At 68.0% G+C, this 26,810-nt stretch carries 22 protein-coding genes; 9 read left to right on the top strand and 13 right to left on the bottom strand.

Annotation, left to right across the window (positions count from 1 at the left end; all coding sequences use genetic code 11):
- Window positions 1–92: 92 nt before the first annotated feature.
- Entirely contained in the window at window positions 93–1,274 is a 1,182-nt protein-coding gene (locus tag ACFDSW_RS02750; RefSeq protein ID WP_375248744.1) for an aspartyl protease family protein, read from the top strand.
- A 147-nt stretch (window positions 1,275–1,421) separates the two neighbouring features.
- A complete protein-coding gene (locus ACFDSW_RS02745) occupies window positions 1,422–2,249 on the top strand; it encodes a class I SAM-dependent methyltransferase (RefSeq protein WP_375248743.1) in 828 nt (275 codons plus the stop codon).
- 54 nt (window positions 2,250–2,303) lie between these two features.
- Here the strand turns inward: ACFDSW_RS02745 and phaR are convergent, their stop codons facing one another.
- Window positions 2,304–2,873, bottom strand: a complete 570-nt coding sequence (phaR, locus tag ACFDSW_RS02740; RefSeq protein WP_375248742.1) for a polyhydroxyalkanoate synthesis repressor PhaR — start codon at window positions 2,871–2,873, stop codon at window positions 2,304–2,306.
- Between the two features lie 14 nt (window positions 2,874–2,887).
- Between phaR and ACFDSW_RS02735 the strand changes: the two genes are divergently transcribed.
- The 3 genes from ACFDSW_RS02735 (at window position 2,888) to ACFDSW_RS02725 (ending at window position 8,230) form a co-directional block, all read left to right on the top strand.
- Window positions 2,888–3,952: an alpha/beta fold hydrolase gene (locus ACFDSW_RS02735; protein WP_375248741.1), complete on the top strand. Its 1,065-nt coding sequence runs from the start codon at window positions 2,888–2,890 to the stop codon at window positions 3,950–3,952.
- 152 nt (window positions 3,953–4,104) lie between these two features.
- A complete protein-coding gene (locus ACFDSW_RS02730; protein ID WP_375248740.1) occupies window positions 4,105–7,341 on the top strand; it encodes a TonB-dependent receptor domain-containing protein in 3,237 nt (1,078 codons plus the stop codon).
- Window positions 7,342–7,630: 289 nt separating this feature from the next.
- Window positions 7,631–8,230, top strand: coding sequence for a cell wall hydrolase (locus ACFDSW_RS02725; RefSeq protein WP_375248739.1), 600 nt, complete (start codon window positions 7,631–7,633; stop codon window positions 8,228–8,230).
- Between the two features lie 17 nt (window positions 8,231–8,247).
- On the opposite strand, the gene ACFDSW_RS02720 is transcribed toward ACFDSW_RS02725, so the two are convergent.
- The 5 genes from ACFDSW_RS02720 to ACFDSW_RS02700 all read right to left on the bottom strand — a co-directional run bounded on the left by ACFDSW_RS02720 (window position 8,248) and on the right by ACFDSW_RS02700 (window position 14,444).
- Entirely contained in the window at window positions 8,248–8,592 is a 345-nt protein-coding gene (locus ACFDSW_RS02720) for a hypothetical protein (RefSeq protein WP_375248738.1), read from the bottom strand.
- A gap of 13 nt (window positions 8,593–8,605) precedes the next feature.
- Window positions 8,606–10,012: an MBOAT family O-acyltransferase gene (locus ACFDSW_RS02715; protein WP_375248737.1), complete on the bottom strand. Its 1,407-nt coding sequence runs from the start codon at window positions 10,010–10,012 to the stop codon at window positions 8,606–8,608.
- The gene (locus ACFDSW_RS02710; protein WP_375248736.1) at window positions 10,013–11,233 is read right to left on the bottom strand and encodes a GDSL-type esterase/lipase family protein; all 1,221 of its coding nucleotides are present in this window, start codon (window positions 11,231–11,233) and stop codon (window positions 10,013–10,015) included. It abuts the gene before it with no gap.
- Complete coding sequence (locus tag ACFDSW_RS02705) at window positions 11,233–12,216, bottom strand: GDSL-type esterase/lipase family protein (protein WP_375248735.1); 984 nt, start codon at window positions 12,214–12,216, stop codon at window positions 11,233–11,235. Before ACFDSW_RS02705 ends, ACFDSW_RS02710 begins: the two co-directional genes overlap by 1 nt.
- A gap of 164 nt (window positions 12,217–12,380) precedes the next feature.
- Window positions 12,381–14,444, bottom strand: a complete 2,064-nt coding sequence (locus tag ACFDSW_RS02700; RefSeq protein WP_375248734.1) for a M13 family metallopeptidase — start codon at window positions 14,442–14,444, stop codon at window positions 12,381–12,383.
- Window positions 14,445–14,572: 128 nt separating this feature from the next.
- Here ACFDSW_RS02700 and ACFDSW_RS02695 point away from each other — a divergent pair, with 128 nt between their 5' ends.
- Both ACFDSW_RS02695 and ACFDSW_RS02690 read left to right on the top strand, forming a co-directional pair.
- A complete protein-coding gene (locus tag ACFDSW_RS02695) occupies window positions 14,573–15,742 on the top strand; it encodes an acyl-CoA dehydrogenase family protein (RefSeq protein ID WP_375248733.1) in 1,170 nt (389 codons plus the stop codon).
- On the top strand, window positions 15,742–16,563 hold the full coding sequence (locus ACFDSW_RS02690) for a MaoC family dehydratase N-terminal domain-containing protein (protein ID WP_375248732.1): 822 nt from the start codon (window positions 15,742–15,744) through the stop codon (window positions 16,561–16,563). The genes ACFDSW_RS02695 and ACFDSW_RS02690 overlap by 1 nt, the downstream gene beginning before the upstream one ends.
- 6 nt (window positions 16,564–16,569) lie before the next feature.
- On the opposite strand, the gene ACFDSW_RS02685 is transcribed toward ACFDSW_RS02690, so the two are convergent.
- Together ACFDSW_RS02685 and ACFDSW_RS02680 are read right to left on the bottom strand one after the other, a co-directional pair.
- Window positions 16,570–17,796 carry an NAD(P)/FAD-dependent oxidoreductase gene (locus ACFDSW_RS02685; RefSeq protein ID WP_375248731.1) on the bottom strand — a complete coding sequence of 409 codons (1,227 nt, stop codon included), beginning with the start codon at window positions 17,794–17,796 and terminating at the stop codon, window positions 16,570–16,572.
- A 49-nt stretch (window positions 17,797–17,845) separates the two neighbouring features.
- Window positions 17,846–18,430: an NADPH-dependent FMN reductase gene (locus tag ACFDSW_RS02680; protein WP_375248730.1), complete on the bottom strand. Its 585-nt coding sequence runs from the start codon at window positions 18,428–18,430 to the stop codon at window positions 17,846–17,848.
- An 89-nt stretch (window positions 18,431–18,519) separates the two neighbouring features.
- Between ACFDSW_RS02680 and ACFDSW_RS02675 the strand changes: the two genes are divergently transcribed.
- Both ACFDSW_RS02675 and alr read left to right on the top strand, forming a co-directional pair.
- Window positions 18,520–20,118, top strand: a complete 1,599-nt coding sequence (locus ACFDSW_RS02675) for an MFS transporter (RefSeq protein WP_375248729.1) — start codon at window positions 18,520–18,522, stop codon at window positions 20,116–20,118.
- Between the two features lie 28 nt (window positions 20,119–20,146).
- A complete protein-coding gene (gene alr, locus ACFDSW_RS02670) occupies window positions 20,147–21,181 on the top strand; it encodes an alanine racemase (protein ID WP_375248728.1) in 1,035 nt (344 codons plus the stop codon).
- A 19-nt stretch (window positions 21,182–21,200) separates the two neighbouring features.
- Here the strand turns inward: alr and ACFDSW_RS02665 are convergent, their stop codons facing one another.
- The 5 genes from ACFDSW_RS02665 to ACFDSW_RS02645 all read right to left on the bottom strand — a co-directional run.
- Window positions 21,201–23,126 (bottom strand): glycoside hydrolase family 2 protein, encoded by a 1,926-nt coding sequence (locus tag ACFDSW_RS02665; protein ID WP_375248727.1) that lies wholly within the window; start codon window positions 23,124–23,126, stop codon window positions 21,201–21,203.
- 21 nt (window positions 23,127–23,147) lie between these two features.
- On the bottom strand, window positions 23,148–24,347 hold the full coding sequence (uxuA, locus tag ACFDSW_RS02660; RefSeq protein ID WP_375248726.1) for a mannonate dehydratase: 1,200 nt from the start codon (window positions 24,345–24,347) through the stop codon (window positions 23,148–23,150).
- Window positions 24,348–24,360: 13 nt separating this feature from the next.
- Window positions 24,361–25,458, bottom strand: a complete 1,098-nt coding sequence (locus ACFDSW_RS02655; protein WP_375248725.1) for an alpha/beta hydrolase family protein — start codon at window positions 25,456–25,458, stop codon at window positions 24,361–24,363.
- A gap of 36 nt (window positions 25,459–25,494) precedes the next feature.
- The gene (locus tag ACFDSW_RS02650; protein WP_375248724.1) at window positions 25,495–25,707 is read right to left on the bottom strand and encodes a hypothetical protein; all 213 of its coding nucleotides are present in this window, start codon (window positions 25,705–25,707) and stop codon (window positions 25,495–25,497) included.
- 35 nt (window positions 25,708–25,742) lie between these two features.
- The coding region (locus tag ACFDSW_RS02645) for a TonB-dependent receptor (protein WP_375248723.1) at window positions 25,743–26,810 on the bottom strand (1,068 nt) is incomplete at its 5' end.

Raw genomic sequence — 26,810 nt, 5'->3', positions numbered from 1 at the left:
ATCGCGGGCGGCACCCCCTCGCCCGTGACGCGGCGCTGATGTGACGCGCGCCCTACGTGACGCGCCCGCCACGATTCCCTAAGGGTTGTCGGGTGTTGTTGCCGATGCTTCTCGCCGCCGCCACCCCGGTCGCGGCATCCGCCGCCGCGACGGGGGTCGCACCCGTGACCACGCTGGCGCCCGACAGCGAAGCGCGCTGGGTGCCGTTCGAGCTGACCCCGGGCAACCAGATCCGCTTCACGATGACACTCGACGGGCGCACCGTCACCGCGATCCTCGATACGGGGGTGAGCGTGTCGGTGCTGGCGCAGCGCTACGCCACCGAACAGCGCCTGCCCGTCCACGCGGTGGGGCGGGCGGACGTGATCGGCGGAACGCTGCCGGTGGGGCGGGCGGAGACGGCCACGCTGACGATCGGCGGGCTGACGCGGCGCGGCGGCACCGTGATCGTCGCCGACCTGCCCGCCGCCGCGACCCGCGCGGGCCTGGCGGGGGAAGCGACCGTCGACATGCTGGTGGGGCGCGATCTGACCGCCGCCTATGCGCTCGACATCGATTATCGCACCCGCCGGTTCCGCCTGCTGCGCAGCGGCCGCATCCCCTTCGCCGGCGCCACCGCCCCGCTGGTTATCGCGCCGGATCGTCAATTGTATATGAGTGCGCTGACGATCGGCGGCGTGGCACTGAAGCCGGTCATCGTCGATACCGGCGATGGCGCGGCAGTGACGCTCGGCGCCGCGTCCTGGGCGCGGACGACGCTGGGGCCGCCCGCGACCAGCACGATCTCCTACGGCCTTGCGGGCGCGGTCGAAACCGGGCTGACGATCGTGCCGCGCGTCGCGTTGGGCAACCCGGTGGCGCGCGATGTGGAGGTGCGGATCGAGCCTGCGGGCGGCTTCTCCGATACGATCGGGGTGGCGGGTCGGATCGGATCGGGCTTCCTGCAACGCTATCGCGTGCTGCTCGACCCTGGCGCCGGACATATGCTGCTCAGCGAAACCGGCGCGGCGGCGGTCGAGCGCTCCACCAGCGGCTTGCTGCTCGCCTTCGCCGCCGATCGCCTGCGCGTGCTGCACGTCATGCGCAACAGCCCGGCCGCGGCGGCGGGGTGGAAGACGGGCGAGACGATCTGCGCGGTCGATGGCGCCCCGGTGACGCGCGCCTCACTCGCGACCCCCGCTGGGCAATGGCCGACCGGCACGGCGGGCCGCCGCGTCGCGCTGACGCTGTGCGACGGGACCCAGCGGACCCTGACGCTGCGGGCATTCTACTGACGCGGCGACGGGGCCGGAACGGCGGGTCGGCGCGACGTCGACCGGCGCTGCCCGGCGATGACCGGCCGGCCGAGTAGAACCGGCAGGGCTTGCGCCCCGCTCCCGCCTTCGCCAGCCTCGCATAACCATCATCCGGGAGAGTCATCGATGCCGCACCGCCGTTTGCCCGTGTTCGCCCCGATCATCACCGCCATCGCGCTGGCCGGGGCGGGCGGTATCGTCCAATCGGTCGCCGCGCAGCGAGCCGCGCCCACCGCCCGGGCCGCGATCGCGAAGGCGATCGCCGCGCCCGATCGCCCGGCGGCGGATCGTGCGCGCGACCGTTACCGTCATCCCGCCGAGACGCTCGCCTTCTTCGGCATCACGCCCGCATCGAAAGTGGTGGAATTCTCGCCCGGAGGCGGCTGGTACAGCATGATCCTCGCGCGGCTGCCGGCGGCGGGCGGCAGCTATACCGCGCTCGTCCCCTCCTCGGGTAAGGCCGCCGACGCGACACGCACGATGCTGGCGACGAAGAAGCTGACCGGCACGGTCGCGACGATCGACCCCGCCACCGGGAAAAGCGACGTGCCAGCGAACAGCCAGGATGTGGTGCTGACGTTCCGTAACGTCCACAATCTGACGATGGCGGGCGATCAGGTCGCGGCGCGAACGTTCGCGGCGTGGTTCACGATGCTGAAGCCGGGTGGCGTGCTGGGCGTGGTCGATCATCGCCTGCCGGAGAGCGCCGATGTCGCGAAGGAAAAGGACAGTGGCTATTTGAAGGAGTCGACCGTTCGCCGGCTCGCCGAGGCGGCTGGCTTCCGGCTGGCGGGCAGCGCGCCGATCAACGCCAACGCGAAGGATACCCACGATCACCCCAAAGGCGTGTGGACGCTGCCGCCGACCTTCGCGCTGAAGGACCAGGATCGCGCCACGTATGCCGCGATCGGCGAGAGCGATCGCATGACGCTGAAATTCGTCAAGCCACGCTAAGGGACATGGAGCGGGCGTGGCTTCGGCGCGCCCGCTCCGATGATCGGCGGCGTTCTATTCGCCCAGCTTGTCCACCTTTTCGCGCAATGTCGCCAGCTCGGCCTTCAGCGCCGCGATCTCGCTGTCCTTGGTGCCCGGCGCCGACGCAGACGCGGATGCCGGGGATCCGGGGGCGCCGTGCCCGGGCTTGAACGCATTCGCCGCCGCCTCGAACATCGCCATATTGTGCTTGGCCAGTTCGGCGAACGGCGACCCGGCGAACGCTCCCTCCACCGCAGTCTTGAACTGCGCCTGGTTGCGACGAAAACTGTCCATCGACGCATCCAGATAGCCCGGAACCATCGCCTGCATCGAATCGCCGTAGAGCGCGATCAACTGGCGCAGGAAATTCACCGGGAGCATCGTCTGCCCGCGGCTTTCCTCCTCCATGATGATCTGCGTCAGCACGTTGTGGGTGATATCCTCGTCGGTCTTCGCGTCGACCACGCGGAACTCGCGTCCTTCGCGCGTCATCGCGGCAAGATGTTCCAGCGTGATGTAAGAGGAGCTTTCGGTGTTATAGAGACGGCGATTGGCGTATTTCTTGATCACCACCGCGCCGTCGGCGCTTGGCTGCTTTTTCATCGCGCGAGCTCCCCATGACCGTTTCTACCAGCGGTATCGCACAAAATTCCGCGCCGCAACACGGCCCCCGTCCGCTGCCGCTGTTTATCGATATGTTGCGCGGCGAAACCGCAGCATCGCCGGAGCGCCGCGCTGCGGCATTGGCGGGGCTGCGCCGGTATCAGGAAGCACCCCGCCCGCGTCGGACGATGAAGCCGGCGCGTCGCCGCAAGGGCGCGGCGCGCTTGCGCGACCACGGCGGCGACGGGCCGCCGGTGGTGTTCATCCCCTCGCTGATCAATCCGCCATTCGTGCTCGATCTCTCGCCCGGGCGTTCCCTGATCGAGCATGTCGTGGCCGCGGGCTTTCACGCCTGGCTGGTCGATTGGGGCCACCCCCGGCCACAGGACACGCGCCTCGATCTCGCCGCGCATGTCACCGATCGGTTGCTGCCGCTGCTGGCACGCTGCGACCGACCGCCGTTGCTGGTGGGCTATTGCCTCGGCGGCACGCTGGCGGTCGCGGCGGCGGCGCTGCTGGAAGATCGCGTCGCGGGCGTCGCGACGATCGCGGCGCCGTGGCGCTTCGCCGGCTATGGCGATCCGGCGCGCGACGCGATGGCGCGGCTGTGGCGCGAGGTGGAGCCCGGCTGTCGCACGCTGGGGGTCGTGCCGATGGAGGTATTGCAAACCGCCTTCTGGACGCTCGACCCCGCCCGGACGGTCGCCAAATACGAACAGTTCGCCACCGCTGACGACCTCGCCGCCGCGAATTTCGTGGCGCTGGAGGACTGGGCCAACCAGGGCGCGCCGCTGACCTATGCCGCCGGGGCGGACCTGTTCCGGCTGCTCGCCGACGATGCGCCGGGCAATGGCCGGTGGCAGGTGGGCGGGCGCACGGTGGCCCCGCAGGCGATGCGCTGCGCGGCGACCGAATTCGTCTCGCTCACCGACCGGATCGTGCCCGCGGCCACCGCGATCGGCCTGCCGGATCGCCACGATGTCGGCGTCGGACATGTCGGCATGATCGTGGGCAGCCACGCGCGCGAGCGGCTGTGGCAGCCATTGGTGACATGGCTTCGCCGGCCGCACAGCTTCTGAAATATTTCCGTTTGTTGCAGGCACTGTATCAGGTTTGCAACACGTTTATACAATTAACACTTTGGCTTCATGTTTCAGTTGCATGACCACCCGCGAAACCTTTCTCTTCGATGAATGAGCATTCGTGCTCGTCTGGTTCAGAGAGGGTCAAAATGAGGGTCAATCACCTGCTGGGCGCCACCGCCCTGGCTGCCTGCTTGCTTATCTCCGGCGCCGCGCTGGCGCAGACGTTGCCGGCGGAGGGACAGGCCGGCAATCCGGTCGATCCCACCGATCAGGCGATCGCTGATGCCGAAACGCAATCGACCAGCGGCGAGGCAATCGTCGTCACCGGATCGCGCATTTCGCGCCCCAATCTCGATACCTCGATCCCGGTCACCTCTTTTTCGGCGACGCAGCTCAATAACGTCGGCCAGGTGTCGCTAGGCGATACGCTGAACCGTCTCCCCGCGCTGCGCTCGACGCAGAGCCAGGCGAACTCCACCCAGAATATCGGAACGGCGGGCATCAGCTCGCTCGACCTTCGCGGCCTGGGTACGGATCGCACGCTGGTGCTGGTCAACGGCCGTCGGCATGTGTCGGGTGCGCCGGGCAGTTTCCAGATCGACACGAACTCGATCCCCAACGATCTGATCGAGCGGGTCGATGTCGTCACCGGCGGCAATTCGGGCGTATACGGTTCGGACGCGGTCTCCGGCGTCGTCAACTTTGTCCTGAAGCAGGATTACGACGGCCTGTCGGCACGCGCGCAGGGTGGTGTGTCGTCGCGTGGCGACCGCGGCTCGTATCTGGTGAGCGGCATCTACGGAAAGAATTTCAGCGAAGGGCGCGGCAACGTCACCTTCTCCGCCGAATATGCCAAGTCCGAACAGCTGCTGTTCAGTGATCGCAACGAGCAGACCGGCGCTTACACCGGCGTACCGGGTTTCTACCAGACGCAGCGGACGACCTTCGTCAACCCCGACGGCACCGCGCGCAACGAGCCCCCGGCGGGCGACGGCGTTCCCGATCGCTCCTTTTTCAATGCTTTCCCGGGGTCGACCTTCGGCATCATCTCATTGGGCGGCGCGGTGATCACGGCCTGCCCGGCCGCCACGGCCACCAACGGTGCAAGGCGTTCCGCGATCTGCACGGGGCAAACCTCGCCGACCGGCGGCCTGCTCAGCAACAACTACGTCTTCCAGACGGACGGTTCGCTGGTGCGCGACATCCCGACGATCGACAATCGCTCCGTCGGCGGCGGCGTCTTCGGTGGCCAGACGGCGTCGGGCGTGGAGGGCGCGATGCTGCTGCCGGGGCTGGAGCGCGCGAACTTCAATTTCCTGGCGCATTATGACGTCTCGGAGGCCTTCCGCCCCTATATCGAGGCGAAATACGTTCATATCACCGCCAATCAGACCTCGACCCAGCCGACCTTCGTCAACGGCCGGTTGCTGCCAACCTTCTCGACCGCGAACCCCTTTCTGTCGGCGCAGGCGCGCTCCACGCTGTCCACGATCCTGGCGCCGGGTGCGACCAGCTTCTCGTTCTTCCGCTTCAATAACGACATCGGCACACGTGCGGAGGATCACAAGCGCGACACCTATCGTATCGTCGTCGGCGCGCGGGGCGATCTCGCGGACACCGGCAACTGGCGTTATGATGCCTATTTCAACTACGGCCGGACGGAAACCTTCTATCAAACCGGCGGTAACGTCGACGTCCAGAAGTTCAATCGCGCGACCAATGCCGTGCTGAGCAACGGCCAGATCGTCTGCGGCGTCAACGCCGATGCCAGTACCACGAACGACGATCCCGCCTGCCGCCCGCTCAACCTGTTTGGCGAGGGTGCGCCGCGCACCACACCGGATGCCGTCAATTACGTCCTCTACACGTCAAGCCGCCAGCAATGGGCCGAGCAAGTCAACGCGCTCTATTCCGTCAGCGGCGACAGTTCGGGCTTCCTTCGTCTGCCGGGCGGACCGATCCAGACCGCGTTCGGCGTCGAATATCGCCGCGAGGATTATTACTCGGCCTATGATCCGTTCACCCGCGGGGAATATGCGCCGGGTCAGTCGAACACCTTCCTCAATGCGATCCAGATCAGCGATCCGCGCGCCGTCAGCGTGGTGGAGGCGTTCGGCGAGCTTCGCGTGCCGTTGCTGGCGGACCTGCCCTTCATCCACGAGCTGACGCTCGAAGGATCCGGGCGCCTGTCGAAATACAACTTCCTGCCGAAGTCGGTGACGACATGGACGGCGGGCGGCATCTGGTCCCCCGTGCGCGATCTGCGTCTCCGCGTGACCTACGCACGCTCGGTCCGCACGCCGAACCTCGCTGATCTGTATGCCGGCACCAGCCAGACGTTCGCCAACAATTTCGTCGATCCGTGCAGCCAGGACGTGATCAACTCGGAGCCGAACCGCGCCCGCAACTGCGCCGCCGCCGGTATCCCGACCACGATCACGCTGCCCGACGGGTCGGTACGTCCGTGGACCAACGCCCCCACCTCGGGCATCCTCGGCACCAACGGCGGCAACCCGAACCTGACGCCGGAAGTCAGCAACAGCTTCACCGTCGGCGCGGTACTGCAACCACGCTTCCTGCCCGGCGTGTCGCTGACGGTGGATTATTACAATATCCGTATCAACAACGCGATCAACACGATCTCCCCGCAGCAGCTGGTCAACCGCTGCTACGAAGATCCGGTCAGCATCGACAATGCGTTCTGCGCACTGGTCAATCGTCGTCGCGACGGAACCAACAATATCGCCGATTTCACCTTCGCCGGTCAGCAGGGGCGGCGCTTCGCCGGGTTCCCGGACTTCAACGTCGGGATCGTCGGCAATGGCTTCGTCAACAATCCGTTCAACTACGCCAAGCTGCAAACCAGCGGTATCGATGCCGCGCTGAATTACGCGCATGATTTCTCGGCCGACATCAAGCTGAACGTGCGTGCGGTGGTCAGCTGGCTGGCGACGCGCAATCAATTCACCTTCTTCTCGGATCCAAGCCGCTACACCCGAATCAAGAGCACGCTCGGCGATCCGGAATGGCGCGGGCTGCTGTCGGCGAACATGTCCGCCGGCCCGTTCGATATCGCGCTGACAAGCCAGTATATCGGCAAGCAGACGATCAGCGCGTGGAACGTTCAGAATACCGAACAGGGCCGTGCGCCAACCGACGCTGATCGCAATCCGTTCATCTATTACCCGGATGTTTTCATTCACGACATCCAGGTTGGCATCCGTGCGAACGACGCTTTCCGCTTCTACGTCGGTGTCGACAATGTGAACGACCAGCTGCCGCCGCTGGGCCTGACGGGCACCGGCAATCTCGATGCCGCCGTGAGCGCGATCTTCCCGAATACCGGCCGCTACTTCTACGCCGGTGCCACGATGAAATTCTGACGGACGGCCTTTCGGCTCGTCAGCGGGGGCGCCAGCCGGCGCCCCCTTTTTTATGGGGCAAGTTCGGCTCGCCTGCGTAACGGTTGGCCGCAGGCGGCTTTGACTCGCGCGGCGGTTTGCCGCACAGGCCGCCGCTGTTTCCGAATTGCAGCCTGTCCCGCGCCCGATGATCCGTCCGGATCGATCCCGCGCGCGACGGCGAGACGTGGGAGATGCCAGCCGGTCGCCGACATCCCGTCGGCATCGATGACCGGACGGGGCTGACCCTGCGCACAAGTGATGTTGAAGAATGAAATTTCGTCGGTCGACGATGGTCTCCCGTTCGTTACTGCTGGCACTGGCCGCCGGCACCACCCATGCCGCGGTCGCGGCATTGCCGAACGAGTGGATTCCCTCGACGATGATCGAGCCGGCGCCGATCGCGACGCCCGCCACCCCCGATCAGATGACGACCGCCACGGCACGGCCCGCGGTCTATTCCTCCCCCTCCGCCACGACATCCATCACCGCCACGACGCCGGACGACGACGCGCCCTCGCCGCGCGATATCGAATGCATGGCCAAGGTGATCGTACACGAGGCTGGCAATCAGCCGCGGGTCGGGCAGGTCGCCGTCGCGCAGGTGATCCGCACCCGGCTGAAGGACGGCCGCTTCGCCGATTCGGTATGCGGCGTGGTGAAGCAGCCGGGGCAATTCTTTGACGTCGACGCCTATCATCCCTCGCGCAGCGACGATCGCTGGGCGATGGCGACCGATATCGCGGTCGCGACGCTGAAGGGCGATGGCAAGGATATCGTCCCCGGGGCGCTATTCTTCCATTCCGGCGGGGTCGATATGCCGACCCGCACGCGTCTCGCGCAGATCGCGGACCACACCTTCTATCGCTGACAGACGGGGGCGGGGCGTCAGGATTCGCCGCGCTCGCCCGGTCGCTCATTGCCGAACCGCGCCGCCTGCGCCGCCTTCCACCGCGCGCGCAGCCAGGCGCGCGGCGCGTCCAGTGAGCGGCCTGCGGTCATCGTGGCCCAGCGCGCGATCGGCGCGCGCAGCGGTTCGGTCGCGCCCCGCGGGGGCAGATCGTCGAACCAGGCGCCGATCGCCGGCGCGTTGAACAGCGCCAGCAAGGCCGCCGCCACCACGATCGTCGCGCTCGTCCAGCGCCGCGGGTGACGCTCGTCGATCGCGGCATGCGGCACCAGCACCGGCGAGCCGACCGCCGCGATTTCGCCCTGTTCCGCCCCGACCGTCATCGTCACGCCTCCGTCAGAACTGGTAATAGATGAACGGAGCGATCCCGTCGGGTCGCATCGCATCGATCAGCAGGATCACCGCCGCCAGCGCCGTGCCGGCCAGCGGCGCAGGCCAGCGCCGCACGCGCATCGCCGCCCCGTCCAGCAAGCGCGCTGGCATCGCATGCATTGCCAGCCCGATCACGATCAGCGCCAGCGACAAGGGCGTCACCAGATGATTCTGCCAGCCGTTGTGCGCCATCGCACCCAGATAGGCGAAGGCGGCATCGAGCCCCTGCGCGCGGAAGAAGATCCAGCCGAGCACGACGATATGAAAGGTGATGAGCAGTCCCAGCCAAGCGGGTGGCGCGGGCCAGTTCGCCGGCCGCATCCGCCGCGCGAATCGCTCGATCCCCAGCCAGCCGCCGTGCAGCGCGCCCCAGATGACGAAGTTCCAGCTCGCCCCGTGCCAGAGGCCGCCGAGCAGCATCGTGATGAAAAGATGCAGGTAGGTGCGCGCCGCGCCACGCCGGCTGCCCCCCAGCGGGATATAGAGATAGTCGCGCAGCCAGCTCGACAGGCTGATATGCCAGCGGCGCCAGAAATCCTGCAACGACGTGGCCCGATATGGCTGGTCGAAATTGCGCGGGAAGGTGTAGCCGAGCAGCGCGGCGATCCCGATCGCCATGTCGGAATATGCCGAGAAGTCGCAATAGATCTGCACCGCATAGCCATAGGCGCCGAACAGCAAATCGAACGCCGAATGGCTCGCCGGATCGAAGAAGGCGGGATCGACCAGCGCCGAGGCGAGTTCCGAGGCGATCACCACCTTCTTGAACAAGCCCCATACGATCAGCAGCAGCGCCGCCGCCGCCGCCCCGCGTGACAGGCGCGGGCGATCGCGGAATTGCGGCAGCAGGTCGGACGCCCGCACGATCGGCCCCGCGACCAGATGCGGGAAGAACGACATCAACAGCATCAGATCGAGCAACGGCGCGGGCCGCACCCGACGCTGATGGACGTCGACCAGATACGAGATCGCCTGAAAGGTGAAGAAGGACACGCCGACCGGCAGCACGACCTGCATCAACGGCAGATCACGCGCGAAACCGAGGCGATGAACCAGAACCGTCAGTTGCTCGAAGAAGAAGCCGGCATATTTGAAATAGGTCAGCACCCCGAGATTGGCGACGACGCCCAGCGCGAGCAGCATGCGCCGCGCGCGATCCGATCCGGCCGCCATCAGCGCGCGCGCGATGCCCCAGTTCGCCACCGCCGAGACGAACAGCAACGCCACGAACCGCGCATCCCATGCGCCGTAGAAGAACCAGCTGGCGAGCAACAGTGTGATCTTGCGCCACTCGTTAGCGGCATCGATCGCCCAGACGATTGCATAGACGATCAGGAAGAAGAGCCCGAAGCTCAGCGTCGGAAACAGCATTTAGGGCCGCGCGGGCCGCAGCGCGGCGTCAATATCCTGCTGAATCAAGGCTGCGATCGCGGCGCCGCCGCTTTTGGTGAAATGGACATGATCGCCGCGCATCGCGGGCGCCGCGCCGCGCGTCCACTCGATCGTGGTGCAGCGCCCGCCCATGCGCTCCCCCCAATCCCAATAAGCCACACCATATTGATGCGCGCGCCGGCGCTGAATGTCCTGCACCGCCGCCAGCGCGGCGGTCGGCCGCCATGCCGGATCGCCCGCACAGGCGGCGCTGTCGCCCGCCTCACCGCGCTGCAGCGCCGGCAATCTGGTGGCCGAATCGGGCGCGCCGAGCACCAGCATCGGCACATCGGCCCCCGCCAATCGCCGCCAGCGCCGCAATTGCGCCGACAGGTCCGCATCGAAACCCGCGGCGGAGAAAGACGGGCGGAACGCCTCGTTGGTGCCGAAGGCGATCACGATCAGGTCGGGGCGATATTCCGCCAGTTCACGTGCGACAACGCGATCATCGGCGCGCGCGGTGTGGATCAACTGCGCGCCAACCGTGCCCAGGTTCGACAGCACGACACCCCCGCCGCGCGCACGCTCGGTCGCCCAGGACGTGATCGTCACGGGATTGCCGGTCGCGATCACCGCCGCGCTGGTGGTGGTGCCGGGCGTCTCGATCCGCCGGCAATCGCTGCCCGCAACGGGCGCGTCGAGCGACCAGTCGATCCGCTGCGGTCCGGCGATCAGCGTCAACTGGCCCGCGCCGCGCCCGGTCAGCGCGCAGACGGTGAAACGGTCGAAGGCCTGAGCCGGATCGGCGGTGAGCGAGATCGTCGCGCCCGCGCGGGTACTGGTCAGGCTATAGCCCGATATGCCGATCGCGGGCGCCCCCGCCCCGGCATAGGCGGCGCCGAAGATACCGGTGACGCGCCAGCCATCGCTTTGCGCCGCGGTGATGCCACGGGTCAGATAGCCGGCATACGGGCGCCCGGGCGGCAACACGCCGCGCCCGCCCCCGCCGAAGCGCGCCTGCAGCAGCGTGCGCCAGCTGCCGGTGATCTGGTCCCCCGCGGTATGGCTGTCGCCGATCTGCAGGATACGGACCGGCCGGTCGGCATCACGCGCCTGCCGCAATCGCGTCAGGAACGGGCGCAACCGCTCCGCATCGCACAGCCCGCCCGCGCAGGAGGCGGTCGCCGCCTGAAGTGCGGTGGCGATCAACAGCATCGGCATCAGCGCCCCTCCCGCGCGGGCGATGCCGGTGTCGGGCCGGGGGTGGGCACCCCGGCGGCGGCTCGCACCCGCCCGGCATAGCGCGCGATCCGCTCGGCCGTGCCGGCGGTCAGCCGCTGATATCCCACGCCGATCATGTGAACCCCATCGCCGGTGCGCATCAGACGCGGTACGCCGGCGGCATCGGGCAGATAGGCGGAGTAACGCCCGGCCGGATCGAGCGACATCGGCCGCGAATCGACGAAGGTCACGCCCAGCCGCGCCATCTGCTGCTCGTAAAAGCCATCCATCGCCTGCATCTGCGCATCCATCACGGGATCGCGCATCACCGGCAAGCCGATCCAATAGACGATCGCGCCGGTCGATCGCACCGTCGCGACGAATTGCGCGATCCGCGCCCCGACGATCCGTTGCCAACCTGCGCTCATCAGCGGGTGCAGATGCCCCTCCGCGAACAACGGCTGATTGTCGTTCGCGCCGAAGCTGATCACCGCCGCGTCGATCGGCTGCGCCGCCAGTTGTGCCTTGGCACGTTCCTCGATGTCGAGCTGGCGATAGCGGGTGAAGCCGGTCGCCTCCTTGCTGAAGCGCAGCACGTCATAGCCCCGCGATCGTGGCAGTTGGTGATAGAGGGCGTCCCACACGCCATTGCCGAAACTGTCGCCGAACACGCCGATACGGAACGTTCCGTTCGCGGCGCGGACCCGCGCCACCGCGCGCGGATCGGGGGTCGCTTCCGACGCCGCCGGGACGGCCGTGGGGGCGATCGGCGATGCCGCCGGGGCCGACGGGCCGGCAAACGGCGCTGCCCGCGGCGGCGGCGCGGGGGCGGGCCGATAGGCGAGCCCGACCATGAACCCGGCGACGCAACCGAGCGCCAGCACCGCGCCACGATCCGCCAGCCACGTCAGCCGGGGCGCGGCGCGCGGCGGGTCGATCGTCGGGTCGGTATCGAAGTCGGGCAGGAAATCGTCGTCGGGCATCGCGCGCATGTTCGGGGTGACGCGCCCTGCCGGTCCGGCAGCCGCGGCACACCGGCCCTACGGTCCAAATCACGTCAGAACAAGGTGGCGCGGCCCGGAGACGACATCCGCGACGGCGGCCATGGCGCGGGCGGCGATTCGTGTCGCCGCCCGCCCCTTCGCGCTTACCAGATCTTCACGCGGTCCTTCGGCGCCAGGTACAGCTTGTCGCCCGGCTTTACGCCGAACGCATCGTACCAGGCGTCGACATTCCGCACGATGCCATTGACCCGATAATAAGCGGGCGAGTGCGGATCGGTCAGCAGCGCCGAGCGCAACGCGCCATCGCGCTGCTTGCTGCGCCACGCCTGTGCAAAAGCGAGGAAGAAGCGCTGGTCCCCGGTCAGCCCGCCGATCACCGGCGCCTTGCCATGGACGGCCTGATATTTCTGATATGCCGCATAGGCCGCCTCGATCCCGCCGAGGTCGCCGATATTCTCGCCCAGCGTCAGCGCGCCCTTGATCTTCGTGCCCGGCAGCGGCTCATATTGGTCGTATTGATTGACCAGCAGCTTCGTCCGCTCGGTGAAGGCGGTGCGGGTCGCCGGGGTCCACCAGTTGCGGAACGTGCCACTGGCGTCGAACTGGCTGCCCTGGTCGTCGAAGCCATGCCCCATCTCATGCCCGATCACCGCACCGATCGCGCCGTAATTGACCGCCGCGTCCGCCTTTGGATCGAAGAACGGCGGCTGCAGGATCGCGGCCGGGAACGTGATCTGGTTGGCGAGCGGGTTGTAATAGGCGTTCACCGTCTGCGGCGTCATGTTCCACAGCGTGCGATCGACCGGCTTGGGGAAGCGGCTGAGATCAAGCTGATGCTCGAAGGCATCGGCGCGCATATTGTTGCCGATGGGATCGCCCGGCACCACCTTCAGCGTGGCATAGCTGATATAGGTCGCGGGATGGCCGGTGCGGGGCTCGAACGCCGCCAGCTTCGCCAGCGCGGCCTGCTTGGTGGCCGCATCCATCCAGCTATTGCCGGCGATCCGCTCGCGATAGGCGGCGCTCAGATTGCCGATCAGCTCGGCCATCTTGGCCTCACTCTCGGGCGGATAGAAACGCCGGACATATACCTCGCCGACCGCCTCGCCCATCGCACCGTTGACCAGCGCAACGCCGCGCTTCCAGCGCGCACGCTGCTCCGGCTGATCGCGCAGCGTCTTGCCGTAGAAGGCGAAGTTGGCATCGTCGAACGCCTTGGGCAGCACCGCCGCCTGCGACGAGGCGAAGCGGAACTTCATCCAGTCCTGCCATGTCGATACCGGCGTCGTGGCGAAAATCTTGCCCAGCGCGGTCAGCGCGGTGCTGGTGCCCATGATCACCACCGGCTGATCGGCATAGCCGGCCGTGCGCTCCATGCCGACGAAGTCGAATTCGGGGGCGAGTGCCTTGCGCTGTGCGACCGTCATCGGCTTCAGCATCGCGGCCAGGTCACGCTCCTGCACCGGCGACCATTGCACCTTCGCCATCGCGGTTTCGAGCGCGACGATGCGATCGGCGCGCGCCGCCGCATCGGACAGGCCGGCCAGCGACAGCACCTGCTCCACATAGCGGCGATAGGCGGCGCGATAGGCGTCGTATTTCGCGCCCGTCAGCAGATAGTAATCGCGCCCCGGCATGCCGAGCGAGCCCTGGTTCCAGGCGACGGTGTAGCGTGCCGGATTGGACGGATCGGGAAGCTGGCCGACCTCGACCGGCGCTGCGTAGCCGACCGTCGCGAACAGTGTCTGCAGCTTGGCGCGATCGGTCGCGGCATCGATCGTCGCGAAATAGGGCTTCAGCGGGGCGACGCCGGCCCGCTCGATCGCGGCCTGATCCATGAAACCGGCATATAGCGCGCCGATCTGCGCCGCGGCCGGGCCGATGCTGGCGGGCTGCGCGGTGGCATCCTCCAAAATCCGGCGCACCTGCAATTCGGCTTCGTCGCTCAGCACGACCGCCGGTCCGGCCGACTGTCGATCGGCAGCGATCGCGGTCGACTTGTTCCAGGTGCCATTGGCGTAGGTCCAGAAATCGTCACCCGGCTTCACCGCCGTATCGCGCGCCGACAGGTCGACGCCGAAGCTGCCGTACCGCGGGCCCGTGGCCGTCGATGCGGCCGGCGCCGGTGCGGTTTGCGACATCGCCGGGGCGGTCAGGGCGATCAGGGCAATCCCCGCAGACAGACGGGGCAGCGACCTTATGATCATGATTTGTCGTACTTCCTCTCAAGTGTGTTGCCACGATAGGTCGCCCGCCGGCCAAGCGCAATCGTCCGCCGCGCGGCTGGACAAGCGGCGATGCAGCGGCGACACCCGGGGCAGGACGAGGAGAGGCCATGGCGGACAGCCTGCAAGCGACCGATTTCCCGGAGATCCGCGACGGCGTCGCGCGGCTGTGCGCGGCCTTTCCCGGCGAATATTGGCGCGCGCTCGACCGCGACATGGCCTATCCCACCGCCTTCGTCAGCGCACTGGGCGAGGCGGGATATCTCGCCGCGCTGATCCCGGAGGAATATGGCGGCTCGGGCCTGCCGCTCGCCGGCGCCGCCGCGATCCTGGAGGAGGTGCAGCGCGCCGGCTGCAACGGCTCCGCCTGTCATGCGCAGATGTACATTATGGGCGCGCTGCTGCGGCACGGCAGTGACGCGCAGAAGCAGGCCTATCTGCCCCGCATCGCCAGCGGCGCGCTGCGCCTGCAGGCGTTCGGCGTTACCGAGCCGACCAGCGGCACCGATACCGGCGCGCTGCGCACCACCGCGACCCGCTCGGGCGACCGCTATATCGTCAACGGCCAGAAGATCTGGACCAGCCGCGCCGAACATTCGGACCTGATGCTGCTGCTGGCGCGCACCACGCCGCGTGACCAGGTGGCGCGCGGCATCGACGGCCTGTCGATCTTCCTGCTGGACATGAAGGCCGCGCTGGCGGCGGGCGGGCTGACGATCCGCCCGATCCGCACGATGATGAATCATTCGACCACCGAAGTGTTCTTCGATCATGTCGAGGTGCCCGCCGCCAACCTGATCGGCGAAGAGGGCAAGGGCTTTCGCTATATCCTGTCGGGGATGAATGCGGAGCGGATCCTGATCGCGGCGGAATGTATCGGCGATGCGAAATGGTTCATCGCCCGCGCGCGCGATTATGCCGGCGAACGGGTCCTGTTCGGTCGCCCGATCGGGCAGAACCAGGGGGTGCAATTCCCGATCGCGCGCGCCTATGCCCAGATGCGCGCCGCCGAGCTGATGGTGCAGGATGCGGCGCGGCGTTTCGAAGCGGGCGAACCATGTGGCGAACAGGCCAATATCGCCAAGCTGCTCGCCGCCGAGGCGAGCTGGGCGGCGGCCGAGGCGGCGGTGCAAACGCATGGCGGGTTCGGCTTCGCGGAGGAATATGACGTGGAGCGCAAATTCCGCGAGACGCGACTGTATCAGGTTGCACCGATCAGCACGAACATGATCCTGAGCTATATCGGGGAGCATGTGCTGGGCCTGCCACGGAGCTATTGATGGAATCGCCGCGCGATGCGATCGGCCGCGAGGAGCGCGCCACCGACACGGTCACCGCCGCGCTGGTCGAGCGGTTCGGCGCCACGCTGGGGATCGCGCCCCCGGCATCGGGCCGCATCGCGCCGCGCCTGATCCATTTCTGCCTGGCGCAGCCCGCCGCGCCGGCGGCGCTGCTGGGGCGCGACGGGCATCCGGCCACCGGGGACTTCCTGCCGCGCCTGCCGCTGCCGCGACGGATGTGGGCAGGCAGCGATATCCGCTTTCACGGCGATCTATGCATCGGCGACACGGTGGAGCGGCGCTCGCGCGTGGCGGACATCGTCCGCAAACAGGGGCGCACCGGCGAACTGTACTTCGTCACCGTCGATCATGATTATCGTCGCGATGGCGCGACCGTAATCGAGGACCGTCAGACCCTGGTGTATCGCGCGGACGACGCCTCCCCGCCGCCGCCCGGCCCCGCCGCGCCGCATGGCACGACGTCGATCGCGCTGGTGCCCGACGATGTGCTGCTGTTCCGCTATTCAGCGCTGACGTTCAACGGCCACCGCATTCATTACGACCGTCGCTATGCCGTCGAGGTGGAGGGGTATCGCGGGCTGGTGGTGCATGGCCCGATGCAGGCGACCTTGCTGTATCACCTTGCCGCAAAGGTGAGCGGGCGGCCGCCCGATCTTTTCACCTTTCGCAGCATATCGACGCTGTTCGACGGCGAAGCGATGGCGCTGCATGCGGGGGAGATGACCGACAACGCGCTTCCCCTGTGGACCGCGCGCGAGGGCGGCCCGGTCGCGATGCAGGCGGAAGCGCGCTGGGCCTGATCCAGCTCAGGCCGCCATCTCCTTCAGCGGCACCGCCGCATCCGCCAGCCGCTCCGGCGCGATCGTCGCGCCGCCCGCCACCAGCGCGCGCCCCTGCACATAGTCCTTCGTGGCGTTGACGCAGTCGAGCGCGATCACCCGCCCGTCCTTCAGATACACCAGCGAAAAGCTGCGCGTCGCCAGGTCACCGCGCAATACCGCCCGATCATGCCCGGTCGACAGCCCGACGGTCTGCAACTTGAGGTCATATTGGTTCGACCAGAACCACGGCACCGCCGCATAGGGCTCTTCCACCCCGGTCAGCGCCTTCGCCACGGTCGCCGCCTGATCGTTGGCGTTCTGCACCGATTCGAGCCGGATCGACGCGCCGGCGGCGAAGGCGCTTTCATGCAGCGCGCAATCGCCGATCGCGAACACGTCGGGCAATGAGGTGTGGCACAGCGCGTCGACCGCGACGCCGTTCCCACCGGTCGCGCCGGCCGCGAGCAGCGGCTCGACCGCAGGGATGATGCCGATGCCGACGATTACCATCTCGCCCGGCACGACCTCGCCATCCGCCAGCCGCACGCCGGTGACGCGCCCGCCCTCGCCGACGATGCACTCGACCTGCGTTTCCAGTCGCACGTCGACACCATGCGCACGATGTTCGGCTTCGTAGAAGCGCGACAGCGGCTCGCCCGCGACCCGCGCCAGCACGCGCGGCAGCGCCTCGAGCAGCGTCACCTGCTTGCCCAGCTTCGTCAGCACCGCCGCCGCCTCGAGCCCGATATAGCCGCCGCCGATCACCACCACCCGCGTCGTCGCCGGCAATTCGCCCATCAGCCGGTCGACATCCGCGCGGGTGCGCACCGCATGCACCCCCGCCAGATCATGCCCGGCGCAGGTCAGCCGGCGCGGGCTGCCGCCGGTCGCCCAGATCAGCGTGCCATAGCCGATCATCTCGCCCGTCGCGCTGGTCACCCGGTGCGCCGCGGCATCGACCGTGACGATGCGTGTCGAGGAAATGATCTCCACCTGCTTTTCGGCCCAGAAGGTCGCGGGGCGCAGCAGGATGCGCTCGAACGGCTTGTCCTGCGACAGATATTCCTTCGACAGCGGGGGGCGCTCATAGGGCAGGTCGGGCTCGTCGCCGATCAGCGCGATCGTGCCCTCGAACTTGCGCTGGCGCAGCGCGATCGCCGCCTGTGCCCCGGCATGTCCGGCCCCCACGATGACGATGTCGAATGTGCGCATCCCGTCCCTCCCTTGTCGCGCCCCGCGATGCCCCAGCGGGCGCGTCTCATCAATAGGGTGGTGTCGCGCGTTCACGCTGCGCACCCGCCGCCGCGGCCCACCACAACAGATCTTTCGCGAAGCGGGTGAACTGGCGCTCCAGCGAAGCGCCGGCCTCGCCGGTCGGCTGCGCATCGGCATCAAGGGTCGCAGCGATCGGGCCGACCGCGAGCGTGCTCGGGATCACCGGCATGCCCATCTCGGGCAGGATCGCATGCCAGATCGAACTGGCCCGTGCGCCCGCCAGCCGCCCGGCGGAATAGCTGGCGATCGCGGCGGGGCGCCAGAACCATTCTTCCAGAAAATGATCGGTCAGGTTCTTCAGCCCCGGCTGCGGCCCCCAATTATATTCGCCGGTGACGAAGACAAAGGCATCGGCCTCGCGAATCCGTTGCGCCAGCGCCTCCATCGCCACGGGCGCGGCGCCCTCGTCATGCTCTTTATACATGCGATCGAGGAACGGCAGACCGACCGCCTTGGCGTCGATCAGCGCGGCGTCGTTCCCCATCGCGCCAAGCCGATCGACGAGGAAACGGGCAAGGCGGATGCCGAGGCGATCAGATCGATAGGATCCGTACAGAACCAGGATGCGCATCGCGCCATCTTGCCCACACGCACGGCACGGGTAAACCGGCGATGACGCGAACGAACGACGGGCGCGGGGGACGGGGGAACAGCCGCACCATGGCGACAGCGACCGACATCAGCGATCACACACCCAGCGGCGCCGACATCCGTCTGGTCATCAGCGCTTCCGCGTTGGGCACCGTGTTCGAATGGTACGACTTCTTCATCTACGGCACGCTCGCCGCGTCGGGCATTATCGGGCGCGCCTTCTTTCCGGCGGGAAACGAGACGGTGCAGACGCTGCTCGCCTGGGCGGGATTCGCGGTCGGCTTCGGCTTCCGCCCGCTCGGCGCGGTGATGTTCGGCTATTTGGGTGATCGGCTCGGCCGCAAATATACCTTCCTTGTCACGATCACGCTGATGGGCATCGCCACCGCAGGAGTGGGGCTGACGCCGGAGGCGAGCGCGATCGGCTTCGCCGCGCCGGCGATCGTCCTGCTGCTGCGCGTCGCGCAGGGGCTGGCGCTGGGCGGCGAATATGGCGGCGCGGCGATCTATGTCGCCGAACATTCGCCACGGCGGCGTGCCGGTTTCTACACCAGCTTCATCCAGGCGGGGGTGGTCGGCGGCTTCCTGCTCAGCCTTGCGGTGATCCTGATCGTCAAGGCGGCGCTGCCCGCGGCGACATGGAGCGCGTGGGGCTGGCGGATCCCGTTCCTGTTCTCGATCGTGCTGCTCGCCATCTCGCTGTGGATGCGGCTCAAGCTGTCCGAAAGTCCGGTGTTCCAGAAAATGCGCGCGGCGGGCGAGCGCGTCGCCAATCCGATCAAGGAAAGCTTCACCTATCCCGGCAATCTGCGCCGCATGATCGTCGCGCTGTTCGGGATCGCGGCGGGGCTGACGGTGATCTGGTACACCGCGATGTTCACCGTGCTGTCGTTCCTGCAAACGACGATGCGGGTGGAGGAAACGACCGCGCAGATCATCACCGGCGTGGGTGTGGCGGCGGGGGTGTTCTGGTTCGTGCTGTTCGGCCATGTCAGCGACCGGATCGGGCGCAAGACGCCGATCGTCGTCGGCTATATCCTGACGCTGATCCTGCTGTTCCCGATTTTCTGGCTGATGGGCTCGGCGGCCAATCCCGGCCTGGCGCGTGCCGCCGCGCAACAGGCGGTGGTCGTCTATGGCGACAGATGCCAGTATAGCCCGTTCGACAAGGTGCAGGCGACGCGGTGCGGCAAGCTGCTCGACGCCCTGTCGAAGAAGGGGGTTCCCTACACCGTGCAGAAGGCGCCCTCGCTGGCGATGTCGATCGGCGACCGCCCGGTCGCGCCGGTCGGGGGCGAGGCGCTCGATCGCGCGCTGACGGCGGCGGGCTACGATCTGACCCCGATCCGTCCGGCGGCGGGCAATATCGCGCTGATCCTGATCGCGATCCTGGCGATGTCATTATTGTCGGGGATCACCTACGGTCCGGTCGCGGCGTTGCTGAGCGAGATGTTCCCGCCGGCGATCCGCTACAGTTCGCTGTCGATCCCCTATCATCTCGGCACCGGCTATTTCGGCGGTTTCCTGCCCTTCATCAGCCAGTATATCGTCGCCCGCACCGGCGATCCCTATGCCGGATTATGGTATACATGGGCGGTGGTCGCGATGGCGCTGGTGGTCACGCTGTTCGGGCTGCGGGAAGAGCAGCATCATACCACCGTGGCATGACGGTGCGTCCCGCGCTACCGCCACCCGCATGTATTCGCTGCCCAACCGCCTGCACCTGTCGACCGATGCGCTGACCGCGAACTGGCGGGCATTGGCGACGATGAGCGGCGCCGCGGCGTGCGGCGCGGCGGTGAAAGCCAACGGCTATGGCCTGGGCGCGCGCGAGGTGGTGACGCGGCTGATCGCGGCGGGATGCCGCGATCTTTATGTCGCGACCTGGGCGGAGGCGGCGGTGGTGGCGGGCCTGGGTGCGCGGGTCACCGTGCTGCACGGTGTGCGCGAGGCGGATGTCCGGCTGATCGGGTTGCCCGAGGTGCGACCGATGCTGAACACCGCCGCGCAGGTGGCGCGCTGGCGTGCGGTCGCGGGCGGCGCGGCGTGCGACGTGATGGTCGACACCGGGATGAACCGGCTGGGGGTGGCGGCGGACGACATTGCCGCCGGGCTGCTCGACGGGCTGGCGATCGATACGCTCGCCAGCCACCTCGCCTGCGCCGATGAACCGGCGGCGCCGCTGAACGCGCTGCAGCATGGGCGCTTCGCGGCGCTACACGGACGCACCGGCGCCCGGCGGATGAGCCTCGCCAACTCCGCCGGTATCGCGCTGGGGCCGGACTATGCCTTCGACCTGACACGCCCGGGGCTGGCGCTGTATGGCGGCGTGCCCTGCCCCGCCTTACGCGGGATCGTCCGCCCGGTGGTGACGATCGCGGCGGAAGTGCTGCAACGCCGCGTCGTGCGCGCGGGCGAGCCGGTCGGTTATAACGCCACCTGGCGCGCGCCGCGCGACACGACGGTGGCGATCGTCAACCTCGGCTATGCCGACGGCTATTGGCGTGGCTTTTCCGATCGCGGCACCGCCAGCGCCGGGGGGCAAGCGGTGCCGGTCATCGGGCGTGTCTCGATGGATCTCGTCGCGCTCGACGTCGACGGGATCGACATCGCGGAGGGCGATTGGGTGACGTTCGATCCCGACCTACCTCGCGCCGCCGCCGCCAGCGGGATGAGCCAGTATGAACTGCTGACCGGACTGGGGCAGCGGTTCGAACGGCGCTGGACGTAACGGGCGCGGCGGATGCCCGTTACTTCGCCGCCGCCCTGGCCGCATACCAGTTGGCGAGCACGTCGAACGCCATCTTGTGCTGCCCGGTCTCCGAGATCAGGCCCTTGCGGTTCCAGCCTTGCTGGAAATCCGGATTCTGGCGCCGTGGCGAACGGAAATCCTTGAGGATCCACGGCGACATGCCGCGCAGAGTGGGGATGCGCCCCGCCATATCGAGCGTCGCCCGATAATAATCGGCCTGATATTCCTCGGAAAACTTCTGCGTGTTCGCCGGATCGTGGAAGCCCGCCCGCGCATCCGCACCGAATTCGGAGAAGATCAGCGGCTTATCCGCCGGCACACGCCATTCGCTGCGCGCCAGATCACCCAGTCGATCGGGGGTATACCAGCCGTTATAGGTATTGATCGCGACCAGATCGAGCGCGCCGGCGAGCGGATCGGCCATCGTCATGATCGGGTGGTCGGCAGTGGGCTCACGCTCCACCAGCAGCGCCGCGCTCACCAGCCGCGTATCGTCCAGCGCTCGCGCATCCGCCACCAGCGTGCGCAGAAAGGCGTTGCGCGCCTCGGTGACGGGGGTTTCGTTGGCGACGCTCCAGATCGCGATCGAGGCGCGGTTGCGATCGCGCAGGATGTTCTCCGCCAGCATCGCCCGCGCCCGCGCCAGCGTGTCCGGGTTCGACCAGGCGACCCGCCAATAGACCGGGATCTCGCTCCACACGATCAGCCCCAGTTCGTCGGCGAGCCGCACCGTCACGTCGCTATGCGGATAATGCGCCAGCCGCACGAAATTGCCGTGCAACCCGTCCTTGATCTCCGCCAGCAAGGCGCGGCTGGCGGCGGGGGTCATCGCGCGGGTGGGATCGGCGCCCAGTTCCTCTTCGTGCATCGAAATGCCACGCAGATAGATCGGCTTGCCGTTGAGCAGGATATCGGCACCGCGCACCGCGATGGTGCGGAACCCGATCCGGTCACGCCACTGGTCCTCCCCCGCGGTAACCGCGACGTCATAGAGCCGCGGCCGCTCGGGCGACCAGCGCTGCAACGCGCGCGGCGCGGCCATCGTCACGCGCCAGTTGCCCGCCGCATCGGTCTGCCCGGCGCGATCGATCCCCAGTCCGGCGATGCGCAACCGCACTGCGCTGTTCGCCGCCTGCGGCCCGTCGAGATGGACGTCGGCGGCGAGCCGCCCGTCGCGCGTCAGCCGTATCCAGGCGTCGTCGACATAGGTATCGGGCGTCGCCACCAGCCGCACCGCACGGGTGATGCCACCGTAGTTCTCCCAATCGGTGACCGGCGGCGGTACGGTGGCATCGGTAGCCTGCGCGTCGACGCCGACCGTGATCTGGTTGCTGCCGTCGCGCAACAGGCGGGTGACGTCGAAGGCAAAGGGCGTGAACCCGCCCTCGTGCCGGCCAACTTCCTGCCCATTGAGATAGACGATCGTACTGTAATTGGCGGCGCCGAAGCGCAGGAAATAGCGGCCGCGCCGCACCGCCGGGGCGGCGAAATCGCGCTGATACCACATCAGCCCCTGATAGTGGCGCAACTCGGCCGCATGCGTCAGCCAGGACGAGGGCAGCGACACGAGCGGCGAACGCGCCAGATCGAATTCGTACAGCGTGCGGCTGTCGCGTGCCATTGCCGCGCGGACATCCACCTCACGCCAGCGCTGCTGCCCCGGATCGGGCGCCTCGCCGTGAAACCCCGCGATGCCCGAGCGGAAGGGATCGATCGAATAATGCCATGGTCCCGACAGGTCGATGCCGTCGCGCAGGTCGCCCGCCACCAGCACCGTCGCGGGCCGGGGTTGGGTCGTCGATCGCTCCACCGGCGGAGTGCCGCGCCCGGATGGGACCGGAGGAGCGTCCGTCTGTTGCGCGCCCAGCGGGGCGGCGGCAAGCGCCAGCCCGATCGTGATGCCGGTCACCCACGCTCGTCCCATCGGCTCCGCCCCCCGTCCTATTTATCCCTTCGCGGCGAAGGCGATGCCCGCCTCCAGCCCGCGCAGTTCCGCCAGTCCACGCATCCGCCCGAGCAGCGAATAGCCCGGATTGGTGCGCTTGTTCAGATCGTCGAGCATCTGGTGCCCGTGGTCGGGCCGCATCGGGATCGAGCGCCCTTCGCGCTGCTGCACCCGATGCACCGCGCTCACCACCGCCGCCATGTTGGCGTCGCCGGCGAGATGCGCCGCCTCATGAAAGGCGCCGCCCGGCTCGCGCTGGACCGATCGGAGATGCAGGAAACCGATCCGCTCGCCCAGTCGCTCGACCATACCGGGCAGATCATTGTCGGCACGCACCCCGAACGATCCGGTGCACAGGCACAGGCCGTTGGCGCGGCTGGGCACCGCCGCGAACAGCGCCGCCACGTCCGCCTCGGTGCTGACGACCCGCGGCAGGCCGAAGATCGGAAAGGGCGGATCGTCCGGATGGACGACCAGCTGCACCCCGGCCGCCTCCGCCACCGGACACACCGCCCGCAGAAAGGCGATATGGTGCGCGCGCAGCCGCGCCGCGTCGACCCCCGCGTAGCCGTCGATCGCCGCCCCGAACTGGGCAGCGGTGAAGCTTTCCTCGCTCCCCGGCAGACCGGCGATGATCGTCCGCTCCAGCCGCAGCCGCGCATCTTCATCCAGCGCCGCGAAATGCCGCTCCGCCGCCGCCAGCGTGGCGGGCGTATAATCGCCCTCCGCCCCGGCGCGGCGCAGGATCCACAGGTCGAACGCCGCGACCGCCGCCAGTTCGAACCGCAGCGCCAACGCGCCGTCGGGCAGCGCCCATGCCAGATCGGTGCGCGTCCAGTCGAGCAGCGGCATGAAATTGTAGGTGACGACCCGAATGCCGGCCTCGCCCAGATGCCGCAGGCTGTCAGCATAGGCTTCGATCAGCGCATCCCACCCCGGCCCGTCGGGGCCGGCGCGCTTGATCTCCTCATGCACCGGCAGGCTTTCCACCACCCGCCAGTCGAGCCCCGCCGCCTGCACCATCCGGCGCCGCGCGACGATCGTCTCCAGCGGCCACACCACGCCATTGGCCAGCTCATGCAGCGCGGTGACGACCTCTGTCGCGCCCGCCTGCCGGATGTCGCGCAGCGCCACCGGGTCGGCGGGGCCGAACCAGCGCATCGCCTGCGTCATCAGCACGGGAGAGGACGGGTCGGTCATGCCAGGCTCTCGATCATGAAGCGGGTTTGGCCTCGAACCGCATGCCGGTGGCGCGGCTCGGCTGGAAACCGGGCCAGGTCGTCACCGGCGGCGTGCCGGAGCTATAGGCCGCGACGCGGCCGACCGGCGCGCCGGGCCACGCGCCCTGATCCGCATCGACCACCAGCCCGTCAAGATAACGTGCACGCGCTGCCTCGCCCTTGACGTAGCGATCGAGGAAGGCGGTGATGAAATGCGCCTCGATCGGCAGCAACCGATCCTTGCGCCACACCGCGTCCTCGAACCAGTCGAGGTTCCAGAAGCTGTCTCGCATCGATGCCGGTGCGCCGGCCAGCGCGATGCTGTGCCCCGCCTCCTTGAACGTCAGCAGATAGCGCGGGGCGCGGCGCTGCGCGTCGAACAGATCGCGGACCGCCTGATAGCCGACGGTCTTGTCATGATCGCCGACAATATAGAGCGTCGGCGTGGCGATCCCGCCCACCCCGGGCGCAGCCCAGGCGGGCGCATCGCCGAAGCGGCTGGCGGGGGACATCGATACCACCGCCTTGAGATCAGGCACGGCAAGCGCGCCGATCCGCGAACCGCCCGCCGCATAGGGCGTCAGGATGCCGCGCGTCGCCGGCCCCAGCGCGGGGTTCAGCGGCGCGCCGGCGACGGTCAGCACGCCATAGCCGCCCATCGAATAGCCGATCAGCGCGGTGCGCGCCGCATCCGCCACCGACAGCGGTCCGGTGCCGGCACGCGCGCGGCGCTGCGCCTCCTGCGCGACAAAGGCGATATCGAGCGGGCGTCGGGTGATCGGCCCGGCGCGTGCGGCGGCGGTGCGGATGCTGATCGCGGGATCGCGGAATGCGGGCGCAACCACGACATACCCCTTGCTGGCGAGATTTTCGCCCAGCCACGCCAGCGCTTCGGGTGCGTTGCCATAGCCATGCGCCAGGATGACGAGCGGGAAATGGCCGGCCGCCGGCGCGGCGTCGGCGGCGGCAATGCCGGGCAGGTCGAACGGCACGTCGCGCCCGTCCTCGCCGGTCATCGCAGCATGATAGACAATGCCGCGCCCGCCACGCGCGGCGGGGTACCAGATCAGCACCGGCAGGGTACGATCCACCGTGGCGGGCTGCGCGCCGGGCGACAGCGGATCTAGCTACGCGCGCTGCACGAATGTCTGGCGCGCCACGCCCACCGGATGATCGCCCAGCCGCGCGAGTTCGGGCGCGTCGACCGGCGGGCGCGATTGCGCGCCCGCCACGTCGGGATGAACGCCGGCCGGCGCGGCAGCGATCGCCACCCCGGCCACCAGCGCGACAACCGCCGCGATCCCGCCCCGGCGCGCCCAACGTGTCGCTCGTCCCGTCATCCTCGATCTCCGGTCAAACGTGCTTGGGGCAGCCTCTAGAAGTTGAGACCCAGGCGCACGCCGCCATAACGCTGGAAATCACGCGGCAGGATCGCCTGGGTGGCAATGTTGTTGCCGAAATTGCCCGCGGTGTTCACTAGCGACCCGAAATATTGCTGATCGAAGACGTTGTTGACGAACGCCACCACTTCCCAACGGCGATCCTCGTCGCGCACGCCGAGCCCCAGGTTGACGATATGGAACGCCGGCTGGAACGTTTCCGGATCGCGCGGGCTGTAGAAGATGCTGCTCTGATACTGCCAGTTGAACTGCGCGACGCCGCGCAGCCCGTCGGTCAGGCGCGGCGAATAGTCCCCGCTCAGGTTGAACTTCCACTCCGGCGCCTGCGCGACGCGCGTCCCCGTAAGGTTCTGGCTGGCCGGCGAACCGGGGCGGCAGCCATTGGCCTGTGTCTGCAACGGATAGCATTGCGCGGCGTCGAACGAGCTGTAGGTCGCGTCCAGATAGGTCGCCGCGCCATTGAAGTTCAGGTCGTCGGACACACGCAGCGACCCTTCCAGCTCGATGCCCTTGGTATTGAGCCGGCCGACGTTGGTCAGGCGATAGTTCGACGTGCCGTCCGCCAGCGTCTCGATCGATTGCGCCTGCAGGTCGCGATAATTGGTGTCGAACAGCGTGACGTTGAACGTGACGCGGCGATCGAAGAACTGCGTGCGGATGCCCAGTTCCTTGTCGCGTGACCGCTCGGGACGGATCGGCCCGGCCAGCGCACGGTTGCGGTTGAACCCGGTGGTCAGATCGTAAGTCTGCCCCTTGTAGCCGGTCGCATAGGTGAAGAAGGCATTGATATCACGCGTAAAGTCGTAGCGCAGGCTGGCGCGATAGGTGCCAGCGGTATCGGTCGCGCTGCCCGCGAACGACGTGTTCGCGAGATTATCGCGAAAGGTGTAGGATACGCGCTCGTTCTGGACGCGCCCGCCGCCGGTCAAGACCAGGTTCGGAACGATCGTCCAGTCCGCCTGCGCGAAGGCCGCAAGCTGACGCGATTTCGACGTGGCGTACCAATCGGCAAGCGAGAAATACGGCCCGCGCTGGAACGGGCG

The sequence above is a fragment of the Sphingomonas sp. genome, from assembly GCF_042091075.1.
Taxonomy (GTDB): domain Bacteria; phylum Pseudomonadota; class Alphaproteobacteria; order Sphingomonadales; family Sphingomonadaceae; genus Sphingomonas.
This window is presented reverse-complemented; position numbering and strand designations above follow the sequence as displayed.